Here is a 23,398-nt window from a genome sequence, read left to right on the forward strand (position 1 = left end):
CATGTGAAAAAATATACTAAAAAGTATTTTATTTTAGACTTTTTAGTATATTTGCAATGTAATAATTTAGTTATGGCAACTAAGGCAGAAAGAACGAAACAGTTTATTATAGAAACCGCCGCCCCCATTTATAACCAAAAAGGGATTTCAGGGGCTAACATTGATGATGTGCTTGAGGCTACTAAGCTTACTAAAGGCTGCCTTTATGGACATTTTGAGAACAAAGAAGACCTTACATTACAGGTAGTTGACCATATGCTCACGAGCAATGGAGAAAAGATAGGGCTCGCAATTAGTAAGGCCAAAACGGCGAAAGCAAAAGTTTTTGCTTTTTTGGATTTTTACAAAGATCCTTTAAATACCCATCTTAAAGGCGGATGCCCCATTTTTAATATAGCGGTGGAAGCTGATGACCATTTCCCTGAAATCAGCGAAAAGATAGCAGGTATAATAAGGAACGGGCAGGAAGTGTTCGTCAGTATCCTTAAACAGGGCATACAGGCAGGAGAGTTCAATGAAAATCTTGACCCTGCCGTGTATGCCTTTAAAGCCATGTCAGCGGTTGAAGGCGGTGTTATAATGTGTAAGGTGTTGAAAAGCGCCAAACCTATGGCAGGATTGATCAAAAGCCTTAAGGCCGAACTGGAGTCTTATTCGCAATAAATCTGTCATAAGACCATAAGTTATGGTCTTTTTTTAAAAACTAAAATATACTAAAAAGTCTAAAATAAATATAACATGAAAACAGCAGGTAATACCATATTCATTACAGGAGGCAGTGCCGGGATAGGCCTGGCTATCGCAAAAAAACTAAACGCAGAAGGCAATAAGGTCATCATCAATGGCCGTAGCGAAGAACGCCTGCAAAAGGCATTAGCTGAATTAGATGGTGCCATAGCCATTAAGGGTGACTGGGCCGTGGATACCGAAAGGGCCCGAATCGCAGCCGAGCTGAAAAACAACTTCCCCGAGCTAAATATCATTATCAACAATGCAGGGGCCGCCTTTGGTTATCTGCTGAGCGAAGAAACGAATGCCGTAGAAAAAGCACAGGTTGAAATGAACCTGAATTATTTTGCTATTATTCACTTTAACGAATTAATGATGCCGCACCTGTTACAAAAAGAAGAAGCGGCTATTGTAAACATCTCTTCCCTTGCAGTTTATGGCAGCCATAAATTCCTACCTACGTATTGCGCCACTAAAGCGGCCTTACACAGCTATACCGTGGCGTTAAGGGACACGTACCAGGACAATAAAAACCTGCAGGTGTATGAAGTCTACCCTCCGCTTACCAATACCGAGTTCTCTTCCTATATCGGTGGAAAGAATGGCATCCCACCGCAGGAGGTTGCAGATGAGTTACTGACCGGATTAAAGGCCGCACAATTCGATATTCCTGTTGGCGAGACAAAGATATATGCTGCGGCTGTTAATGAAGCCATGGCAAAAATAGTCGCTGAAGCTAGGCATTAATCAGGTTCTAAAATAATGTACTTATGAACTTACAAGGCAAAACAATATTGATTACAGGCGGGGCATCGGGCATTGGGCTTGAAGCTGCAAGACAATTTCATGGGCTGGGTAATAAGGTAATTATTACAGGGCGCAATCAGGCGAAGCTGGATGCTGCCAAACAACTCCTGCCCGGAATAGTTGCCATACAGAGTGACGCCGCTAAAGCCGAAGATGCACAGGCGCTATTTGATCAGGTAAAAACACTCGGCGGTATCGATATACTGTACAACAACGCCGGTGTAGGTGTACCACCGTTAAACCTGGGTAACGCCCATCATAGCCATGTAGCTGGTGCTTTATATGAAATGGAGGTAAACTATATCGGTGTGATCCGACTTAATAACCTTTTTATGGAGCAGTTAAAGAAGCGGCCTGAAGCAGCAATTATTAATACTACTTCCATTCTCAGCATTGTACCCTCGGTGTTGGAAGCTACCTACTCTGCCTCAAAGGCGGCTTTATCGTCCTATACTAAAACATTAAGGTCACACCTGAAAGTTCTCAACAGCACTGTCAGAGTATATGAGTTGCTTCCACCGCTGGTAGACACCGATATGGTGGCAGACCGTCCGGATAAAAAGATCAGCCCGGAAAAATTAGTCAATGCCCTTATTAAAGGCATGCAAAATGACCAATTCACAATCCGTGTGGGTGATACAAAAATCGTATCTGTGCTTAACCGCCTGTTGCCCAATACTGTCTATGGGATAATTAACCCTAAAAAGGCATTCGATGCACTTAGGTAACAGCTCAACACAAACACTGCAGATAAATCATACGTCATGAAAAAAATAAAGGTTCTGTATTGGACAACAACAGTATTGGCTATGGCCACAGGGGCATCATCGGGATATATGTATTTTACCAGCCCTTTCATGGTGGGCGTGTTTAAGCACCTTGAATTACCCGACTATTTTAGGATAGAGTTAGGTGTGCTGAAAGTACTCGGATCAATAGCCTTATTGATTCCTGTAATACCGGCAAGGATTAAAGAATGGGCATATTTCGGATTCGGTATTACTTTCCTTTCCGGGACTATTGCACATATGGCAATCGATGGTATATCGAAAAGTTTTTTCCCATTGATACCCTCCTTTTTCCTGCTCTTGTCATAACATTATTATCACCGGATAAAAGGCTATTCTTCAGCAAACCAGAATATATTATAGTTCCAGTATTTAAAAAAAAATAAAAGATAGATAATGAAAGCATTTGTCATAGAAAAATATCAAAAAGATGGAGGGCATATAAGCCAGGTACCCTCCCCCACACCCAAAGCTGGCGAGGTACTGGTAGAAGTGCATGCTGCCGGTATTAACCTCTTGGACTCCAAGATCAGGCAAGGCGAGTTTAAAATGCTGTTACCGTACAAAACCCCTTTCATATTGGGCCATGACCTTGCGGGTGTGGTAACCAAAGTGGGAACAGGTGTACGGGGATTTAAGGTGGGCGACGAGGTATATGCCCGGCCTTCCGATTATCATATTGGCACTTTTGCGGAGTTCATCGCAGTACCCGAAGCCGACCTGGCGTTAAAACCAAAAGAACTTTCTATGGAAGAAGCCGCTTCAATACCCTTGGTAGCATTAACCGCCTGGCAGGCACTGGTCGAAAAAGGGCAGCTTAAAAAAGGCCAGAAAGTATTTATTCAAGCGGGCTCGGGAGGTGTTGGTACCGTAGCTATTCAGTTAGCGAAACATCTGGGCGCAACCGTAGCTACTACTACAAGTGCCGGCAACGCAGCATTGGTTAAAAATCTTGGTGCAGATGTAATAATTGATTACAGGAAAGATGATTTTGAAAAGCTGTTAAATGGCTATGACCTGGTACTGCACAGCCAGGATGCGAAAACCCTTGAAAAGTCGCTGAGGGTACTCAGGCCCGGTGGGAAGTTGATCTCTATTTCAGGCCCGCCTACGCCGGAGTTTGCCAACGAGGCCGGATTGCCATGGTACCTGAAACTGCTAATGCGTATGCTGAGTGCCGGTACACGTCGAAAAGCAAAAAAACTGGGGGTTGGATTTTCATTCCTTTTCATGAAAGCGGATGGCCGCCAACTCAAGAAAATAACAGCATTGATCGATGCAGGTATCATAAAACCTGTAATGGATAAGGTCTTTCCGTTTTCCCAAATTAAAGAAGCCATAACATACGTAGAAAGCGGCCGAGCTAAAGGAAAAGTAGTCATGAAAATTAAATAAGAAATGAAAGCAGTACGATTTCACAGGACAGGTGGCTCTGAGGAATGGTTGTGTTGCAGCGCTGGGCAGACTAATAAAAGTTTTTAAAAGTAAAACGTGCGATATCAATAAGAATTTCAAGTGGAAAGTACTTTTTGCTATTGGTTTTGGACCGCCAAAATTGACGCTGTCCCACTCAAACCGTTACTTTTATAAGAAACAACACAGGAATAAATCTATTTTAATAACAGCAACTGATCGAATCGAAAAAGCCCTAAAAATCAATGACTTTGAGGGATTTTTCGATTTTTTATGCACCTGAAGGTACAGAATATGAAACATTTTAAAGGATTTGGAACAATTAAGTTTACTTTAAAAATATAGTTCACGAAATAATCTAAAAGTAAACGCACCTTAGGCGGATGTACAAATAGATTATCAACACTGAATTGCTCCATATGCACATAAATTATTAGAAGATTTGGTACTATCCTGGTGTTATTTTCCAATCTGCTTTTGTGAAAAATGTGCAATTCTCTGTGAAGTTTTTTCAGTGTTACTTCCCTTTTCGTTTTCTACTTCACGTTTTTCAGGAGGAACTGAAGTAAAATGACCATTATTATCCACGTATATGATCATGCTTTCAATACCTTTACCTTTATTGTTATTGGTTTTCCTGTCCTCCCGCTTCTGTGCTTTTTGTTTCTTTATTAAAGTTTTCTTTTTATTATTTTCTTTCTTAAAAAAAGAATCTGCCATCGTATATGAATGATTTAAAAAGTGAAATACTGTATTATTGTCTATTACCTTGCCTGTTGGTTGCCTGAACGCATTACAAAGCAGAAACCGGTAGCTTAAAACCAATGAGTTTTTCGATGCTCCTCAGGTCTGCTTTTTCTTCATTTCCACAAAATGATACCGCCGTGCCGCTATTACCGCCACGACCCGTACGGCCAATTCGGTGTACGTAAGTTTCCGGTACATCAGGGAGGTCAAAGTTAATCACGTGTGGGAGCTCGTCAATGTCAATGCCACGCGCTGCAATATCTGTAGCCACAAGTACACGCAGCTGGTTAACTTTAAAACCCTGTAATGCTTTTTGCCTTGCATTTTGAGACTTGTTACCATGGATAGCTGCTGCAAATATGCCTTCCTTTACAAGAAGCTTTACCAGCTGGTCTGCGCCACGCTTGGTGCGGGTAAATACCAGCGAACGCGAAATTCCATTACCATTAAGAATATGCGTCAGCAGTTTTTCCTTATCCCTTTTATCTACAAAGTAAACGCTCTGGCTTACGGTTTTTGCAGCGGAAGATACTGGGGCTACGCTCACGTATTCAGGGTTTTGCAACAGGCTGTCAGCCAATTGCTGTATGGTGTTGGGCATAGTCGCAGAGAAAAACAGCGTTTGCCTTTGTGCAGGAAGTTTAGTAATGATCTTTTTTACATCACGCACAAAGCCCATGTCGAGCATACTGTCTGCCTCATCCAGTACAAATATTTCAAGGTTAGAAAGATCAATATATTGTTGTTGTATTAAATCCAGCAACCTGCCGGGCGTGGCTATCAATATATCAACGCCGTTACGTAGTGCCTTGACCTGGTGGAATTGCGAGACTCCTCCGTAAATGGCAATATGTTTCAAGGTAAGATGCTGCCCATAAGATGTGAAGTTATCGCTGATCTGTATTGCCAGTTCACGGGTGGGCGTAAGTATAAGCGACCGTATCGCTTTTGTTTTTTTTGCTGGCCTGCCTGCCAGTTGTTGTAAAATAGGGATTGCAAAAGCGGCGGTTTTACCCGTGCCGGTCTGGGCGCAACCTATTAGGTCTTTACCCGAAAGGATTACCGGTATGGCTCGCTCTTGTATGGGAGTTGGTGTTGTATAATTTTGCTGACCCAAAGCTTTTAGTATGGGTGCTGAAATATTTAAATTTTCAAATGTCATGATAAAGTGTGCCGTAATGGCTTTTGTTTAAAGTAGTAGCCTAAATACCAAAGAGGTATTTAAGGCCTGAAAATTCTCAGGATGGTACCGATGCAGAGAATGAATCCGGGCGACGTCCATTCAATACCAGATGAATTTTATAAACAAAAATTGTCACTATTATAGGAATAGAAAATTCAAAAGGTAGAAAAAAACAAGAACGGCCTAAACCATTCTTATCTATATAAATGAGTTTAGTATCTTCTGTCGTTAGACCTTGAATAGCCACCGCCTCCGCGGTTAGAACCGAAACCTGAATTAGCCGGTTTTGGACGGGCTTCATTTACCACAATTACCTGGCTGTCCAACCTTGAATTATTCAGTTCTTCTATCGCTTTTTCCGCTTCTGAGGTCTTTGGCATTTCTACAAAACCAAATCCTTTAGCACGGCCACTAACCTGGTCAATGATTAATTTTACGGAAGTTACTTCTCCGTGGGCAGCGAAAGCATCGCGCACCTGATTTTCTGAGGTACTATACCCCAGATTTGCTACATAAATGTTCATAATGTAATTTGTTTAAATTAAATAAGGCAACTGGAACGCCTGAACTGAAGAGTAAGAAGGGACAAATTTGCTTATCAGAGTGAGCATTGGCAGAGAACCAATATGGTCAAAGGTAAGCCAAATATAAATAGCAATGCCAGTTTATCTTAAAAACTTTTAAAATAAAAAATTGAAAATCAACAAATTAAACTTTAAAGCATCATTCCATGCCACGTCTAAGGTCTTTCTTGTCTAATATAGCGATCAGTCTATTTAGGGATAAGCCCTGCCCTATGGTGGAAAACAGTACTATAAAATAACAGCCTGAAAGTATACCTTCTTTGTATTGTGATTCAGGGAGCGACAAAGCCATTGCGATGGAGATACCGCCACGCAGCCCGGCCCATGCCAGGATGAAAACATTGTTGAAGTTTAGCTTACCTAAAAGGAACAGTGCAGGCAGCGAAACGCTGATGATTCTTGCAATCAGTATAATGACTATTGAAAAAAGCCCGAGCAGCCAGTATTCCTCTAAAAAAGGCATGGCGACCAATTGCAGGCCGATCATAACAAAGAGGATGGTATTAAGTACTTCGTCAATCATTTTCCACATTTTTAGCAGGAAATTATCCGATACTTTGTCCGTGTGAAAGCTGTTGTTGCCGATGATAAGCCCTGCCGAAACTGCGGCAAGCGGTATTGAAGCATGGAAGTAATTAGCGAGGAACGATATGCCTAGCACCAGTGCTACCGACAACAGGAGTATGGTCTGGAAATCCTGTATAGATTTTATCAATTTATAACCCATATAACCGGCCAGCAGCCCGATTAGGATACCGCCAAGGATCTCATGCAAAAGTAAATTGCCAACAGTGCTGATGCTTAACATAGCTTCGGGTTGTTGCACAAATTCCAATAGCAGTACAAAAAGCAATAGGCCTATAGCGTCGTTGAAAAGCGACTCACCCGCAACGACAGTCGAAAGCTTTTCCGATATTTTAGAATGTTTCAGTATTGCTCCTACTGCTATAGGGTCGGTCGGCGATATCAATGCGCCGAATATAAAGCAATATACAAGCGGAAGTGCAATGCCGGAAAGGCTGCACAGATAATAGAGCAACAACCCGAAAATGACCGTTGACATGAATACCCCCAACGTGCTTAGCGCAAAAACAGGCCACTGCTGTTTTCGCAATTTCTGGTAGTCAAAATGGAGCGCACTTGCAAAGAGCAGGAAACCCAACATTACATCGAGCAATATCCTTGAAAAATCCATTCCGGCTGAGACATCTCTTATTTTTGTAGAAAACTCATTATTGGTTTTGCCGATGATTACAATAACAATAGAGACAACCACTGAGATAGCAACCACACCTATAGTGCCAGGCAGCTTTACAAAACGCTGGTTCAGGTAGGAAACACCGGCGCTTATCACCACCAGGAGGGTTATCAGTTGTAAAAAATCCATAGGTTATGTTTAAGCTGGCTTGTAAGTAACTTTTGAAGGTGCAGCTTCCCGGGCAAACTTCTTCAGGACGCGATAATGTGAACGTATTGCGGAAAAGAAAGTAGGACTTTCAATATAAGGTAAACCGTACTCATGTGCCGTTTGCTTTATTATCTTACCAATCTCGGCATAGTGTATATGGCAAACCTTTGGAAATAAATGGTGCTCTATCTGCCTGTTCAGTCCAACAAGGAAGAATGCTGCCATGGGGCTATCAGAGGAAAAATTGGCGGTAGTATGCATCTGGTGTTCCGCCCATGTTTCCTCCATAGTGCCTGTAGGGTTTGCATCCGGGAAATCCGTTTCTTCTACAACATGTGCCAATTGAAATACAAGCCCCATGGTAAGCCCCTGTGTAAGGTGCATAGCAATAAAACCAATGATGAACTGCCACCATGTAATATTTAAAACAAGCAATGGCACAATAATGAACAGGAAGTAATAAAGCCCTTTCGAGGCAAACAGGTTAAAATACTCTTTTGCCGGATGCTTTACGGTAACCTGTCCTATCTTCTTTTGGAAGATTTTAATGAAATCCTTACGAAAAACCCATGACAGGCTGGCTAACCCATAAAGGGGAAATGCGTACCAATGCTGGAAGCGCTGAATTTTTCTTTTGGGGTCATCTTCTTCAATACGTATCAGCCCCGGGGCAATAACAAGGTCTTCGTCGTGACCGGGTATATTGGTAAAAGTATGGTGCACGCCGTTATGTGAGATATTCCAGATGTAAGGGCTGGCTCCAAGAAGGTTGAACACCATACCGAGCGCTTTGTTGACATACTTATTGGATGAGAACGCCCCATGTATGGCATCATGGCAGATATTAAAGCCTACAAAAGCACTGAACATGCCTAAAAGCACTGCAAGGCCAAACATGGCAAAAGTTGGTAACATACCGGATATAATAAGCGCATAACAACCAAAGAAGCCGCCCAGGAATATCAGGGTTTTGACCCACATCGCAGTATTAGCATGCTTATGCTTTCCTGTTTCGGCAAAGTGGGCATCTACCCGTTGCCTGACTGCTGTGAAAAAAGCAGAACTGGGAGAAAATTTCAAACGTTTTGTCATGATAACGACATAGCTACAACCTTAAATTCACTATGCAATCGATAAGACAGGACGGTGAGAGGGCATTCTATAGTATTGGGGTTCCAATATTTTTTTCGGAAGTGTTCCTTTGTTGAAGTATACAAAGATAACGTATTATTCTTATTATATTGTATTTTGAATGGATACACCCTAAGATTGAAATTTTTCAAAATTAAATTTTAGAAAAAGAAATCAAATACATTATCTCTACTTAGTAATTAATTGGTGCTTGAATAAAAGCAATTTCTATTCGAAGAAAAAGACAATTAACATTCTACTGCAAATATGGCTACACGGAATTTAAAGACCAACACATAAATATAGGCTAATGCCATGGAAAAAGCACAGTTTGGAAATAAACCTGATTATTTTTCCACCATTCATTTCAATGAATTGATGATTCCCAACGATAAAGAAGAAGCTATTGTAAACATTTCTTCCCATGCAATTTTAGTCTCTGCATTCACTTGTACACTATACAAGCTTTGTGTATCGCTGGTCGACCAAATCCAGGTAAGCCTTGCAGCACCGGCGGTAAAAAGGACTCACTTAGCCAATGATCAACAGCTACTTTGTCTTTAAATAATCTTCGGAAAGAACCTGTAATCTGATGGGGTTAATCCAAGGCCTAAACCAAATTGCTCAAAATGTTTCCTGCTAAATTTTCTTTTTTTGCACTTAACGTTTGGGCGAGTTCCTCATTGTGTCCGGGTTTACAATAGCGACGTTAAGCAGGTCATAAGCAGGTGCAAGTGAAGGTAGTATCTTAACTCTCAATCGCCGCCGCGCTTAAGCCTAAGTTACGTTTTTTAATTAAAATCAAGTAGCAGAAGAACTGGAAAACGTATTTTTTTGTCGCAAATACGTACTAAGATTGCGACAGGATTAAGTCTAATTTAAAGACGTAAATAACTAAAAAAAACAATATAGAAAAGATAAAACTCCCTTTAGTTTTACCGGCCTTAAAGGAAGAGATTTTAGTCCTACAATAACACGACAGACTGTAGCTCGCACAAAGGTATTCGTGCCATCTAACAATCACAATCTACGTAAAAAAATAAATGGATAGCTTTTTTATTATGCCTCACTGTGCAGGTAAATTCGCGATAGCTTTACCGTCCATACTGGCTTGGACTAGACTTGCAATGAAGAGTGTTAATGGCTCTATATTTTGCCCAACGCTTGCATGCTCTAACGCCTGCATATATTCTTCCCGACGTTCTACAGGTATTACAGTCCAAGGGTACCCGCCTGAGGCAAGCATTGCATTCATAATAAATCTGCCCATACGGCCGTTACCATCCATGTAGGGATGGATAAATACAAAAATGAAATGCCCCAAAACCGATCTGACGGAAGCTTCCTGCTCCTGTTCAAGTAATTCAAAGAGTACCGGCATAGCATCACGCATAGAGTCCACGCTTAATGGCACATGTTGTGAATTGCCAATATATACCTGATGCCTGCGGTAACCTGCGAGGTCTGAAGCTTTTAGCAGCCCTACCGCGACGCTTGGGTCAAAAAGCTCCCTGTACCATTTTGAATGGTCCATATCTACCTGAGCACCAGGATTTGCACCTTGCATTATTGCCATTATGCTTTCCTTGACACTTAAAAATGCCTGATAGTATCCTCTCGCAGCCATGGCATCGCGTTGCTGGCGGTCTTCCTTGTTTTTTTCAAAATCCCATTCACCACTACTCACTTTAGCAATAAGCTCCGGTGTTACCGTATAGCGTTCAATGGATAGTGAATGGTAAGCATCAGTTACGTATATCTCATCTACATCATTAAGATAAGCGTCTGCATCTTTGGGCAGGCCTGGCTGTGCGGGAAATCTTAAAAGGATTACATCACGCATCTGCTGCCACATTAATCGGATTCGGTTGGCATAGGCAGACCTTTCCCTTGGCGGAAGGTTCAGCGTCAATTTCACTTCAAAGGGGTCGTCTTCCCTTATGATAAAATCGGCCTGCCTAAAGGTCTCTACAACTTGATCTGCAATCCGATCGCGCTCGATGTTCCTAAAGGCAGCAGCGAGCCGTCCGGCATAAGTAGTATGTCCATTTTCCAATAGTAGTGGCAATACTTCCGAAGCATCACGGATCATGGAAAGTGCGGTACGCGCATCGATAGGATTATGCGTATAAAAACTCGATGAACAATAAATAAGGGCTGTAGGCAAATCATAAATACGAATGCCTTTTTCTACTATAATATGCTCGGGATCCGGAAGGTTCCCCTTTAGATTAATAATAGATGTACCATGGACCAACTGTGTAGGATTATTATTTGCCTGGGGCGAACGAATGATCAACTGCTTAGGTACTGCGTTGTTACCCGCATGCAAAAGTAGTGAATGATCAGGGGACAGGCTCCAATTGTCCCCGTAACGATGGCCTAAAAATTTAGCAATAAAATCCCAATAAGATGTGTACCATGAAGTAGTTTCACCTTTCTTTTCATCGGGATTTGAAGGAATATACCACCCTTTAAGTACTTCTTTTATAAATCCATGCTTTTGCAATAGTTCCCTGTACCGCCTGTTAGGTATTTCATCAGTATATATCCCTACGGCACCTTCTTGCTGTAAGCTGTGCAGGAACTGCAATGCCTCTGCTAATTTTTCATTTCGTATTGCCATAGCATTGTTGGTTTTATGTATTACCAAGAGTTATCATAGCATCGTATATAATTATCATTATTATATGCTACTGTAGCATCTCTATTATATTCTGCTGTAATATTTCTATTAAATTCCGTTGTAGTATTTCTATTAAATTCTGCTGTAGCAAATTTATTAAATTCTGTTGTAGTATTTCTATTAAATCATGCTTTATTATTTTACTTTCATTCAAATTCATCATTTTGATCGCTGCTTTTTCATTATCATTATTAACATTACAGACAAAAAATACATATATTTGGAATGAATTATTGTATGTAATAAGTCGTTAAATAAGCCTTGGCAAAAGGTAGATAAAGGCTGTTTCGCTATGGTATGGTACTTGGATTACAAGAAATCAAAAAACACCAAACAAAACACTTGAAAATCAGCACTTTAAAAACACTTACTAGAGTAGTTTGCCGGACTCTCGCCTTTCGTGGCACTTTTATTATGGAGGTTGAAATAGCCAGGTTTTACTGGGTTTTTAGAGATAAGTTCGAATCCCATCGTGTCACATAAAAACCTTCTAGAACATTAACTACAAATGTTTTAGAAGGTTTTTAAATTTAATTCTCCCAATCATTTCCCTACAATAGTTTTTCATATCATTCCTGAATCTTTTGTATTTTACTTCTAAGCCTTATAAAGCCATAAAATAAGGTTGATTTTATTACAATTAGCAATAGCGGCTGATTTAGCGATAGTTGAAAAAATATTGACCGTAGTAGATGTTTATGCTTTTACAACAGGCAGATCAGAACCTGAATATAGGAAAGCCATAAAATAATTTAGTGTAATAGGACTTCAATACAGTAAGATATTTAAAACCTGCTAAATCAGCACCAGGCTTTGTATGCAAAAAAACCGCCTCAAAAACTGAGACGGTTCTTCATTTTCCTAACTAAACTTAATGTACAATAGAAAACTATAAAATTATTTAATTGCCATATACCCTGATATAATCTATCACATATTCCTGCGGAAAGATGCTGTTATCAACCTCCATTCCTCCAAAATAGCCACCTACAGCACAATTAAGAATAAAATAAAACGGTTGGTTAAACGGCCATACTTCAGCCGATTTACTGTCAGATGCGAAACTGTGAATTTCAACCTCATCTACATAAAACGTAATCTTATCTTTAGTCCAGTTTGTGGCAAACGTATGAAAACCTTCCTCCAGGCCTTTAAATTCCTGTTTTCTTCCGTTAGCATGCTCACCATGCGTTTCTTTAGTATGTAGCGTAGCATAAGCCATATGCGGTTCGCGCCCCACATATTCCATAATATCAATTTCTCCAGACAGAGGCCATCCTACCTTGTCAATATTTCCGCCAAGCATCCAGAATGCAGGCCATATACCTTTGCCGGCAGGAATCTTTACACGTGCCTCCATATAGCCATATTTAAACTCCTTCTTGCCTTTAGTAGTTATTCTGGTACTTGTATAGCCATCGCCTTCTTTTTTAGCTGTAATGGTTAAAAATCCGTTCTCTACTTTGTGGTTGCTTTTGGTATACGTTTGTTTCTCGGCATTACCAAAACCGCAATTGTCAGGACAACCATTGCCCAGTTCAAAGTTCCACACTTTTTCATCCAGAGCCTTACCGTTAAAATTCTCTTCCCATATAAGCTTCCCTTTTTTAACCTGTGCTGAGCATACCAGGCCTGTAAGTAAAAGTATTGCAGATAGTTTTTTCATAAATTTAAATTAATTGGTATATGTAAATGATGCTTCCATAGTGGTGTTAGAATCGCCTCCTATCCAGAGTTTAAAGTCACCCGGTTCAGCTTCAAACTTTTTATTAGCAGTATAAAATTCTATAAGCTTTTCATCTATTGTAAAGGTAACGGTTTTTGATTGTCCTGCCCTAATGGCTGTAAGTTCAAAACCTTTTAGTTCTCTTACAGGACGGGTTACAGAAGCTACAAGATCTTGCAGGTATAACTGAACCACTTCTTTACCTTCTACACCACTAATGTTTTTTACATCTACAGACACTGTTATCTTTCCATCTTTAGAGAAACTATTACTGCTCATTTTCAGGTTGCTGTATTCAAATTTAGAATAGCTAAGCCCATAGCCAAAAGGATATAGGGGAGCATTATCTATATCAATGTAATGAGACCAGAACACGCTTTCTGTAGGCTGCCCATTACCGGGACGTCCGGTGCTTTTATGATTATAATAAAGCGGAACCTGACCTATGCTTTTCGGGAAACTCATAGGCAACTTTCCGCTTGGGTTATAATCGCCATACAAAACTTGTGCAATGGCATTACCAGCCTCTGTACCCAGTTGCCAGCCTTCTAGAATAGCAGGTATATTTTTAGCAGCCCATGGTATGGTAAGCGGGCGCCCGTTGTTAAGAACCAAAACAATATTTGGGTTCGCTTTATAAACCGTTTCCAGTAGTTCTTGCTGTACACCCGGCAAGCTTAGGTCAGCACGGCTACGGCCTTCGCCGGTTTGCAGGCCGTGTTCTCCCAGTACCATTATTATAACATCGGCACTTTTAGCTGCTGTAACAGCCTCTGCAAAGCCACTTTTATCGGTCATATTAATATGGGTCTCACTGCCAAAGGCAATAGTACCCACGGCAACATCTGCCCCTTTAGCATATGTCAGCGTATTACCGGTATATTTTTTTAGACCTTCGAGTACCGACACCGCAGTACCATCAGCAGCAGCTATACGCCAACTACCTAAAGGACTTGTCTTGTCATTTGCCAGAGCACCAATAACTGCTATTTTTTGCCCATCCTTTTTTAGAGGCAGAAGATTTTTTTCATTTTTGAGTAATACAATCGACTTTTTAGCCACATCGAGTACACCATCATGAAACTCTTTTTTTCCAATAGTTTGTTGTTCGCGGGCTTCATTGCAATATTTATATGGATCATCAAAAAGTCCCATCATAAATTTAACGCGCAGTATGCGACGCACTGCATCATTTACATTTGCCTCGCTAACTTTTCCTTCCCGCACTAAAGCGGCCAGGTGCGTTACAAAACCATAAGATTCCATATCCATGTCAGAACCCGCATTGGCTGCTTTCATGGCTGCTTCTTTCATGTCTTTAGCGTAGCCGTGCGAAATCATTTCGCCCATGCTTCCCCAGTCTGAAACTACAAAGCCCTTAAAATTCCATTTATCTTTCAGTATATCGCGCTGCAGGTAAGCATTTCCCGTTGCCGGAATACCTTCAAGCTCGTTAAAAGAATTCATAAAAGTAAGCGCCCCTGCCTCTGAGGCAGCTTTAAAAGGGGGTAATATTATATTGTGAAGCGTATTATCGCTTATATCTACCGTGTTATAATCTCTGCCGGCTTCGGCAAAGGAGTAGCCTGCAAAGTGTTTTACGCATGCAGCAACGCTAAACTCGCCCAGGTTGCCCTGAAATCCTTTTACACGTGCTTCTGCAATGCGGCTGTTAAGGTAAGGATCTTCACCTGCACCTTCCATTACACGACCCCAACGGGCATCGCGGCTTACATCTACCATAGGGGCAAATGTCCAGTTAAGGCCACTGGCGGCTGCTTCTGCAGCGGCTATCTCGGCAGAGTGCTGCATCGCCTCTAAATCCCAGCTTGCGGCTTCGGCAAGCGGAATGGGGCTAATTGTTTTGTAACCATGTATTACATCAAACCCAAAAATAAGAGGTATGTGCAAACGTGTTTCTTCTACCGCAATTTTTTGTAATGCCCTTACATCTTTAACGCCTTTAACGTTAAGCATAGAACCTACCCATCCTTTTTTAAGGTGGTCATATTTTAAGGCTGCCGCACCATCTTTTGGGGCGGGGCCTGTAACTTCCCAAAAACCATTATACTGATTCATCTGGCCTGCTTTTTCCTCAAGGGTCATTAGTGCCAGTACAGAATCTACTTTGCGATCTATGGGTAATTTTTCTTCTTTGGCTGAGGAAATGCCTGTGTTTTTTGTACCGCCGCAGCTTAGTGCTATGGCTAGCGGTGCGATAAAAAGGTAATGGGGAAATTTGTATTTCATCAGTTTTTCGGATGTGTTGTAAATGGCCCGATAGATTCGGAGGTTAGCCTATGCTAACCTCCGATGCTACCCGGGTAATCTGAATTTTGGATAGATGTTTGCAGAACTGCTATTGATATACACGAACGTAATCTACTTCCATGCTGCTTTGGGTAAATGCAGGATCTACATTACCCCCCATATTGCCACCTACAGCTACGTTAAATATCAGGAAGAAGTTCCAGTTAAAATAAGGGTGCGCTGCAGAATTTGCAAATTGTTTTATAAGTACAGGAGCAGAAGTCTCAGTATCTTTTACATAGAATTTCATTACAGAATCGCTCCAAACAAGTTCATATATTTTAAAACCGTCAGATACGCCAGCTATTGTTTTAGAACTTGTATCTGCCTGCCCTCCGGAGTGGCCAGGGTAATGCAATGTACTGTGTACTAAATCCTGTTGATTACCTACATGTTCCATAATATCTATTTCGCCACAGGCAGGCCATGAATTAGTCTGGTAATTACTGCCCAGCATCCAAAGTGCCGGCCATGTGCCACCACCTGTAGGCAGCTTGGCTTTTATAGATACACGACCATACTTAAAGTCGTACTTATTATGAGTATTCATACGCGAAGAAGTGTACTGGTACCCTTGGTATGTTTCTTTTTTAGCTGTAATTTTTAATGTCCCGTCAGATACTACAGCATTTTCTGCACGGTAGTATTCAAGCTCGTTATTACCCCAGCCGTTATTATTACCGCTTTCCATACTCCATTTTGTAGTATCAGGAGCACCCGGAGTATCAAACTCATCTGCCCACATAAGGTTAGTATACACAGGATCTGGCGTACCGTTAGGATCTTCGGTTGTTAAAATATGGTACCATGCAAGCCCTGGGTTATTACCCTGAACGGCACGCACTACCATGCGATTATCTGTAAGTTCAAGTATCTCATACGTACTCGTACCTATGTAATAGCCCATAAAACCATTGCCCGTAATGTTTAGTTGCGTACCTGTTGAAAACGCATCAGGCACATAAGACTGTGCAGGCTCAAGAAGCACTGTTTTTTGACCTGCTGTATTGTAAGGCAAACAGGTATCATCTGTTTGTGTACCGCCACCTACACTAGTGTAGCCACCATTAAAGAAAGTAGAACCGCCATTATCAAGACTTAACTTAAGCAGGTTACCATCTTTAGTAAACGTAAGTTTGTTGTTGTAAAGACAGCTACTAGATTCTGATCCTGCTTTTTCAAACGGAGCAGCCATATACCAGTCAGCATAATAGTTATTTCCGGTTTCGGTATTAGGGCCTACACCAAGGTGTCCCTTTTCTGCTGCTGACCAGTACCATACTTTACTAGTGCCGCCCGTAAGCTTAGCTACAGTTACAGGATCTTCAAAAAGACTTAACACGTCTACTACAGTAATCATCCCTGTCGTAGAAACACCACCCCTTCCGTAAGCAATTACAGTAACATCATACGAGTTGATGCCGGTAGTTGTAAAGCGCTTGGTATATGATCCGGTAGGTGAAGTAGTGCTTGTACCGTCAGGATATATAAATTTATAGGTTATAGCGTTGTCTGCATGGGCTGTAAGCGCCACGTTTCCTGTGCCATCGCCGTTAGGATTGTCTGCTGTTTTACCGGCAATGGTATAGCCCAGCTCTAAATTAGTAGGTGCTGTTAAAGACCCAAAACTGTTATCATCGTCCTGGCACCCCGCTACCAGCAGCAGCATAAATGCCACCAATAGTGTTCCTAAATTCTTAATTTTCTCTTTCATTTTTTAGTTTGCTTGTTTTACATCATCAAAGTAGTAGCTTTCACCTGTTCCTCTTATATCGAAGTTAAAGAACAGTACCATTTGCTGATAATTTTTAGACGAATCTATTCCGGTAAAATCAAAAGTTATTTCCTCCCATTGGTTAGCAACAGTTGTTGTAGTTCTTTTTTCAATATCATCACCTGCTACGTGCGGGTTCATGTTTTCGAACTTCATAAGCACAGTAATACCCGCCGCAGGAGACCAAACTTTCATTTTTACCTTTTTCATTACAGTAAAGTCTATAGGTGCATCAAACGGTATAGCTATACCTGCCCACGTTTCAGAATTGGCATTTTTAACAAACTTACCTACCTGAGATGATGTATTAATACCAGTAGCATTAGGGTTTGCAACTTTAGATCCTATTGCTCCCCCAAAGTTATTCCAGGTAAGATTTAGAGTTTGCTCAAAGGTAAGTGGCATACCTATGGCAACACCTGATGATGCCTGTACGATGTCATCAAAATAGTACGTATCTCCCGTACCTGCATTAGCTGCATTAAAGAATAGCACCATTTTAGAATAGCTGGCAGTAGCGCCTGTAAAGTCGTAAACTAATTCTTCCCACTGGTTTGCTACGGTAGTATTTACAATATGCTCTGCACTGGTATTAGGGTCTGTAAGGTTTTCAAGCTTTAATAATACAGGAACACCTGCCGCCGGCGACCATACTTTTATCCTGAAGAAATGCTGTGCCATATCAATAGGAGCATCAAGGGTTAGGTAACCGCCTGTCCAGGTTTGTCCTGCCGCCGGTATCATGCTGCCTACTCTTGCACTGCTGTTTATGCCTCCTGCCGCAGGGTTATTTACCACACTTGCTACTGCACCGCCAAAGGTGGTAAAGTTGTAACTAAGGTTAGCGCTTTCAAAATCTATAGGCAGGTTAAGCGGATTTGAAATGGTAACCTCCTGTGTGTATGTAGCGTTTGCCGCACCACCACTATAGGCTATAACTGTAACTGTGTATGTACCAATACCAGCATAGGTGTAAGGTATGGTATCGCCCTCGTTAAACTCTATGGGTTCTGCAGCGGCATTTTCACCAAACCATACCTTAAAGTAAGTTTCAAGGTCAGCTGTAGCGCTTACTGTTATTTTTAGCGGACTGCCTACTACGTTTGTAATAGTTACAGCCAGGTTCTCTGGCGCTACGAAAGACACGGTAAGCGGAAACTCAGCTTCTGTCCTTTTACCGTTGATGCCTATACCAGTAACTTTTACTGTAAAGGTACCTTCAGGATACACATGCTGTGCCTTCTCGCCAGCCTGCAAACTAGCAGGCTCTGTAGTACCATCTCCATACAATATTTCAAAGGCTGTTACACCTTCGCCATGTGGGGCAATAGTAACCCTGCCTGAATTATCTGAAGCTATGGTAAAAAGCGCTGTAATGTTCTTTGGCGCTTCTGCATTATCTGCAAAAGATGTATCGCCATTGCTGTCGTCGCTGCAACCAAATATTATGGCTACAAACAATATGCTTATTATATATTTAAGATTTTTCATTAGCTCATATTTTAGTTGTAGCCTGGGTTTTGCTTCCAGTTACCGTTAGAGAACTGTATTTCTTCGTAAGGAATAGGAAACAGTTCGTTTTTGTCTTTTGTAAAGTTTGGTATCAACTTGCCGCGTCCTGTGCGCACAAGGTCAAAAAAGCGGTGCCCCTCGCCCATTAGCTCTCTGCGGCGTTCATCAAATATCTGGTCGCCCAGACCACTGCCACTAGCTACAAAGTTGTGGTTATTATCGCCAAAGGCACGTGCCCTTACAAGGTTTACATAAGTACGGGCTTTATCGTCGTTACCTATTTTATTGAAAGCCTCTGCTGCCATAAGCAATACATCTGCATAACGTATTGCCCTATAGTTGTTAGGGTTAGTAAGCTTACTATCGCCCAGGTTAAGGTCGCCCTGCCTTGGTATGTACTTTTTGTTGAAAAAACCTGTATGCTCATAACCTATACCATAAGTGGTACCGGGATTTGCAGTTACAAAATCTGCAATATTTAGTATAGCCACATCACGACGGTTATCGCCCGGCTCATAAATATCATAGGCTTCTTGGGTAGGAATGTTAAAACTATAGCCCGAATCGTACAGCGGACCGGTAAAATTCCTTGGACCGTTAAAACCTACAGCTACGTTACCTTCACTACATTGAAGACAACCAAAACCGGCACCTTCCTGATCTGAATACTGTACCTCAAAAACCGATTCGGTACCGTTTTCTCCATCGTTTTCAAAGATGGTATTGTAATCTGCCACCAGTGTGTAGGCATTAGTCTGGATAAGCGTTTCCAGCACATCTGCCGCCTGCTGGTATTTACTCTGATACAGATAAACCTTACCAAGCAATGCCTGCGCAGCGCCTTTAGTTATACGCCCTTTTTCCTGAGCGCCGGTTTCCATATTTTCTATGGCATATAACAGGTCTTCTTCTATAGTTGCATATACCTCGGCAGCTGTGGCACGCGGTATAGACGTTTCGTCGCCTACAACAAACCTGGTATCTCCTTTAAGCGGAATACCTCCAAACCATTTTACCAGTTCAAAATGAAAGTATGCCCTTAAAAAGCGTGTTTGCGCTATTACTTTTTCTTTACCTTCAAAGTCGGTCTTATCCTGGTATTCCATAATGTAGTTAGCACGGCTTACACCGGCAAACATCCAGTCCCAAACGTTTTTAAGATTAGGGTTTACCGGATTATGGTTCATTTGGTCTACCTGATGAAAACCCGGTGTATCTGTAGCACTCTCTCCGCCGGCAAGTGTATTATCTGAGGCTATTTCGCCCAGTAATACATTTACATAAGTAGATTGCAGTATATCATATACACCTATAAGTGCTTTGTTATAATCTTCTTCAGAATTAAAATAAGCATCAGAGTCTAACTGGTATTTTGGCGTGGTATCTACAAAATCATCGCACGATGTTGTTGAGAAGCCTAATATTGTAAAAGCTACTATAGCTGTTAATATCTTCTTTTTCATGTTGTGTGAGAATTAAAAATTAATGTTGGCGCCTATCAAATATGTTCTTGGCACGGGGTAAAAACCGTAATCTATACCACCGCCAATTGGCGATCCATTAGAAGCTCCCGGATCATATCCCATATATTTGGTAAAGGTGTATAGGTTGTTTACACCTGCATAAATCCTTACCTTACTAAGGGCGCCTTTAGTCCATTCCGGGTTAAGGGTATAACCAAGCTGCACATTTTGTATCCTGCAATACGAAGCATCTTCAACATAATATGATGAGAAAACCTTATTATTAGTAGCTCCTGTAGTTACACGTGGTATACTGTTGCTTGTACCTTCGCCCGTCCAGCGGTTAAGAACGTAATTAAGGCGGTTACCATTAGGCACATCCCTTTCATAAGCTCTTATCATATCATTACCTAAAGATGCAAATGCATAAGCTGTAAAGTCAAAACCTTTATAGTGAAGGGTAATGTTAAAGCCCATTGTAGCATTAGGAATTGGGTTACCAAGGTCTGTCCTGTCGGCAGCAGTAATAATACCATCACCGTTAACATCCTTAAACCTGATATCTCCCGGAGATGTTGACGTAGAGCCAAGGCCTGCCTGAGATGGTGCATTGTCTATTTCTGCCTGGTTCTGGAAAATACCTTCCATTTTATAGCCATAGAAATATCCCATAGGCTTACCAATTTCCATGCGCGATGGCTGGTCGCTCAGGCCAAAAGTACCGCCCGGGTAAAAACCTGTACCGTTATTTACCTCGGTAACTTTATTATTAATGAAAGAAACATTGTAGTTTACATCCATCTTGAAATTATCGGTAATATTATCTTTATAACCAATTGCAAATTCAAAACCTGAATTTTTTACCGTTCCGGCGTTAACCGTAGGAGCACTTGCTCCCGGAGCACCTATACCTATAATGCTTGAGGTAGGTATGTTTGGCACCAAAAGGTCTTTACGGGTATCGCTAAAATAATCTGCAGTAAGTGTAACCTTATTTTTGAAAAGGTTAATGTCTGCACCCACGTCAAACTTGCGTGATTCTTCCCAACGCGCAAGACGGTTAGGAACTACACCATTTGCAACACCGCTTGTAAGCGTATTGTTAAATACATACATTGCCTCGCCACTAAGACCCGGAAAATATATGGCAGACCCAAGGTTACCGTCGCTACCCAGTATACCATAACTTGCCCTTAATTTTGCAAAGCTTACAAGGCCGTCTTTATTAAAGAAAGGCTCTTCTGAAAGTGCCCAGCCTGCTGTAGCCGATGGAAAATAAGCAACTTTGTTTTCTGGAGCAAAACGGGTAGAAAGATCTCGGCGGCCCATAAATGAAACCAGGTAACGGCCTTTATAATCATATTGTAGCCTTGCAAAATGAGAAACCCTGCGCACATCATATACATATGAGCTGTTGCTCTTGGCATCAGACAAACCATTTGCTAAACTTATATCTGCAAATTCCCAACTGTTGTAAGGTATATCATAGCCAGTAGCATAAAGGGCTTCACCATAGGTTTTATATAAGGTTGTACCCGCTGTAAATGTAAAGTGATGCGTTTCTGCAAATACTTTTTCATAAGTACCATAAAGGTCAAATGTAAAATCGTTGTCGTTTATGGCATTCTGGTCTACACTACTGCGCTGTACATCATAAATTTTACCACCATAGCTTATCTGCTTGTGAAATGTGCGGCTGCGGTTGTTGCCGGTGTTGAAACCAAACCTTGCTGTAAACTTAAGCCCGTCTAATACTTCATAATCTGCATTAATAGTACCGTTAAGCTTGCGCAGATTGTAGTCGTTATAAGTATTGGCCACCTGCGCCAGCGGATTGATGATCTCTGTACCAAAACCTGTTGTGCTTGGCACTAATGTATATTCGCCATTTTCATCATAAGGTTTAAGTGTAGCAGGAACGTTGATCGCATTAAATAACACTGAACCTAAAGCACCTTCACTCAATGAATTTCTGTACAATTGAGTATAAATAATGTTAGTATTCAGTTTTAATTTTGGTGTAATGTCTATACCCAGGGCAATACGGCCTGTGTTTCTTTCGAACTGAGACTTACCATCGCCCACAATACCTTTTTGGTCTATGTGCGAGCCACCTACCGAATATGTTATGGTTTCTGACCCTCCACTTAATGTAAGATCATGGCTTGCCATAGGAACGGCTTTACCAAAAACTTCTTTCTGCCAGTCAGTACCTTTGCCAAGTCCGCTTAAATTAGGGAAAGGCAATGCCTGCCCGCCATTTGCGTAACTCTCGTTTAAGAGCGCTGCATATTCAGTAGCGTTAAGAGTAGGGAGTTTGCGTGATGTTTCCTGAAAACCGCTGTATACATTATATACTAATTGCGGTTTTTGGTTTTTACGGCCTTTTTTAGTAGTGATTAATACAACACCATTAGCACCTAAAACGCCGTAGATCGCAGCCTGCGCGTCTTTAAGTACTGAAATGCTTTCGATATCTCCAGGGTTTAAGGTATTTATGTCGCCCACATAGCCGTCTATAAGTACATAAGGATCTGCGTTACCGTTAGAACCAATACCTCTTATACGCACAGTAAGAGGTGCTCCTGGCGCACCAGATGTAGTAGTTACATTTACGCCAGCTACAGTACCTTGTAGTGCCTGTTCAATTTTTACAGGTTTTAATTTTTCAATAGTTTCTGCGCCCACATAGCCTACAGCACCTGTAACTTCTTTCCTTTTTTGGGTACCATAACCAATAACAACTACCTCCTCAAGGGTTTTGGCATCTTCCTTTAGGGCGAGTGATATTGATAATGTGTTTGCTACCTGCTCTATGGTTTGAAAACCAATAAAGCTAAAAATAAGTGTAGATCCTTTTGGTACTTTGAGGGCATAATTACCATCAAGGTCTGTGGCCGTGCTCACCGTAGTGTTTTTTAAAGCGATACTTACACCGGGCATAGGCAAACCGGTAGCCGCTTCTGTTACTTTCCCGCTTACCTCAATATCCTGTGCAAAGGATATGGCCGAGAAAAGCATGAAAGCAATCAAGAATAGTTTTGACTTCATAGGGTTAAAAGTGTTTTTTGTGATATTATAAAATTAAAGGGGTATTTATTAAATACATTAAAAAGAACCTCTACAAAAAATATACA

General features: G+C 41.3%; 18 protein-coding genes. 6 read left to right on the top strand and 12 right to left on the bottom strand.

Translation table 11 applies throughout. The features are described from left to right. The first annotated feature begins 72 nt into the window (after nt 1-72). From DYH63_RS13455 to DYH63_RS13475, 5 genes are all read left to right on the top strand, one after another. Nucleotides 73-663 carry a TetR/AcrR family transcriptional regulator gene (locus DYH63_RS13455; protein ID WP_116789295.1) on the top strand — a complete coding sequence of 197 codons (591 nt, stop codon included), beginning with the start codon at nt 73-75 and terminating at the stop codon, nt 661-663. 75 nt (nt 664-738) lie between these two features. Next, on the top strand, nt 739-1,476 hold the full coding sequence (locus DYH63_RS13460; protein ID WP_116789296.1) for an SDR family oxidoreductase: 738 nt from the start codon (nt 739-741) through the stop codon (nt 1,474-1,476). A 23-nt stretch (nt 1,477-1,499) separates the two neighbouring features. Next, on the top strand, nt 1,500-2,264 hold the full coding sequence (locus DYH63_RS13465; protein WP_116789297.1) for an SDR family oxidoreductase: 765 nt from the start codon (nt 1,500-1,502) through the stop codon (nt 2,262-2,264). Nucleotides 2,265-2,300: 36 nt separating this feature from the next. Beyond that, a complete protein-coding gene (locus tag DYH63_RS13470; protein WP_116789298.1) occupies nt 2,301-2,633 on the top strand; it encodes a DoxX family protein in 333 nt (110 codons plus the stop codon). A gap of 87 nt (nt 2,634-2,720) precedes the next feature. Beyond that, nucleotides 2,721-3,719 carry an NADP-dependent oxidoreductase gene (locus tag DYH63_RS13475; protein ID WP_116789299.1) on the top strand — a complete coding sequence of 333 codons (999 nt, stop codon included), beginning with the start codon at nt 2,721-2,723 and terminating at the stop codon, nt 3,717-3,719. Nucleotides 3,720-4,196: 477 nt separating this feature from the next. On the opposite strand, the gene DYH63_RS21490 is transcribed toward DYH63_RS13475, so the two are convergent. From DYH63_RS21490 to DYH63_RS13505, 5 genes are all read right to left on the bottom strand, one after another. Further along, complete coding sequence (locus tag DYH63_RS21490) at nt 4,197-4,457, bottom strand: hypothetical protein (RefSeq protein ID WP_205528250.1); 261 nt, start codon at nt 4,455-4,457, stop codon at nt 4,197-4,199. A gap of 73 nt (nt 4,458-4,530) precedes the next feature. Then, entirely contained in the window at nt 4,531-5,646 is a 1,116-nt protein-coding gene (locus DYH63_RS13490) for a DEAD/DEAH box helicase (protein WP_116789301.1), read from the bottom strand. Between the two features lie 233 nt (nt 5,647-5,879). After that, entirely contained in the window at nt 5,880-6,191 is a 312-nt protein-coding gene (gene rbp, locus DYH63_RS13495; protein ID WP_116789302.1) for an RNA-binding regulator, read from the bottom strand. Nucleotides 6,192-6,390: 199 nt separating this feature from the next. Next, a complete protein-coding gene (locus DYH63_RS13500) occupies nt 6,391-7,638 on the bottom strand; it encodes a cation:proton antiporter (RefSeq protein ID WP_116789303.1) in 1,248 nt (415 codons plus the stop codon). 9 nt (nt 7,639-7,647) lie between these two features. Continuing rightward, entirely contained in the window at nt 7,648-8,739 is a 1,092-nt protein-coding gene (locus DYH63_RS13505; RefSeq protein WP_240408996.1) for a fatty acid desaturase family protein, read from the bottom strand. Between the two features lie 366 nt (nt 8,740-9,105). Here DYH63_RS13505 and DYH63_RS13510 point away from each other — a divergent pair, with 366 nt between their 5' ends. After that, entirely contained in the window at nt 9,106-9,354 is a 249-nt protein-coding gene (locus DYH63_RS13510; RefSeq protein WP_116789305.1) for a hypothetical protein, read from the top strand. Between the two features lie 502 nt (nt 9,355-9,856). On the opposite strand, the gene DYH63_RS13515 is transcribed toward DYH63_RS13510, so the two are convergent. The 7 genes from DYH63_RS13515 to DYH63_RS13545 all read right to left on the bottom strand — a co-directional run bounded on the left by DYH63_RS13515 (nt 9,857) and on the right by DYH63_RS13545 (nt 23,312). After that, nucleotides 9,857-11,416, bottom strand: a complete 1,560-nt coding sequence (locus tag DYH63_RS13515; protein WP_116790836.1) for a Fic family protein — start codon at nt 11,414-11,416, stop codon at nt 9,857-9,859. A gap of 961 nt (nt 11,417-12,377) precedes the next feature. Further along, on the bottom strand, nt 12,378-13,142 hold the full coding sequence (locus tag DYH63_RS13520) for a glycoside hydrolase family 16 protein (protein WP_116789306.1): 765 nt from the start codon (nt 13,140-13,142) through the stop codon (nt 12,378-12,380). Nucleotides 13,143-13,151: 9 nt separating this feature from the next. Beyond that, nucleotides 13,152-15,452: a beta-glucosidase BglX gene (bglX, locus tag DYH63_RS13525; RefSeq protein WP_116789307.1), complete on the bottom strand. Its 2,301-nt coding sequence runs from the start codon at nt 15,450-15,452 to the stop codon at nt 13,152-13,154. A 109-nt stretch (nt 15,453-15,561) separates the two neighbouring features. Next, nucleotides 15,562-17,226 carry a family 16 glycosylhydrolase gene (locus DYH63_RS13530; RefSeq protein ID WP_116789308.1) on the bottom strand — a complete coding sequence of 555 codons (1,665 nt, stop codon included), beginning with the start codon at nt 17,224-17,226 and terminating at the stop codon, nt 15,562-15,564. Between the two features lie 3 nt (nt 17,227-17,229). Then, on the bottom strand, nt 17,230-18,777 hold the full coding sequence (locus DYH63_RS13535) for a hypothetical protein (protein WP_116789309.1): 1,548 nt from the start codon (nt 18,775-18,777) through the stop codon (nt 17,230-17,232). Nucleotides 18,778-18,788: 11 nt separating this feature from the next. After that, complete coding sequence (locus tag DYH63_RS13540; RefSeq protein WP_116789310.1) at nt 18,789-20,261, bottom strand: RagB/SusD family nutrient uptake outer membrane protein; 1,473 nt, start codon at nt 20,259-20,261, stop codon at nt 18,789-18,791. 12 nt (nt 20,262-20,273) lie between these two features. Next, the gene (locus DYH63_RS13545) at nt 20,274-23,312 is read right to left on the bottom strand and encodes a SusC/RagA family TonB-linked outer membrane protein (RefSeq protein WP_116789311.1); all 3,039 of its coding nucleotides are present in this window, start codon (nt 23,310-23,312) and stop codon (nt 20,274-20,276) included. Nucleotides 23,313-23,398 lie beyond the last annotated feature (86 nt).

The sequence above is a fragment of the Flavobacterium psychrotrophum genome, from assembly GCF_003403075.1.
GTDB classification, from domain to species: domain Bacteria; phylum Bacteroidota; class Bacteroidia; order Flavobacteriales; family Flavobacteriaceae; genus Flavobacterium; species Flavobacterium psychrotrophum.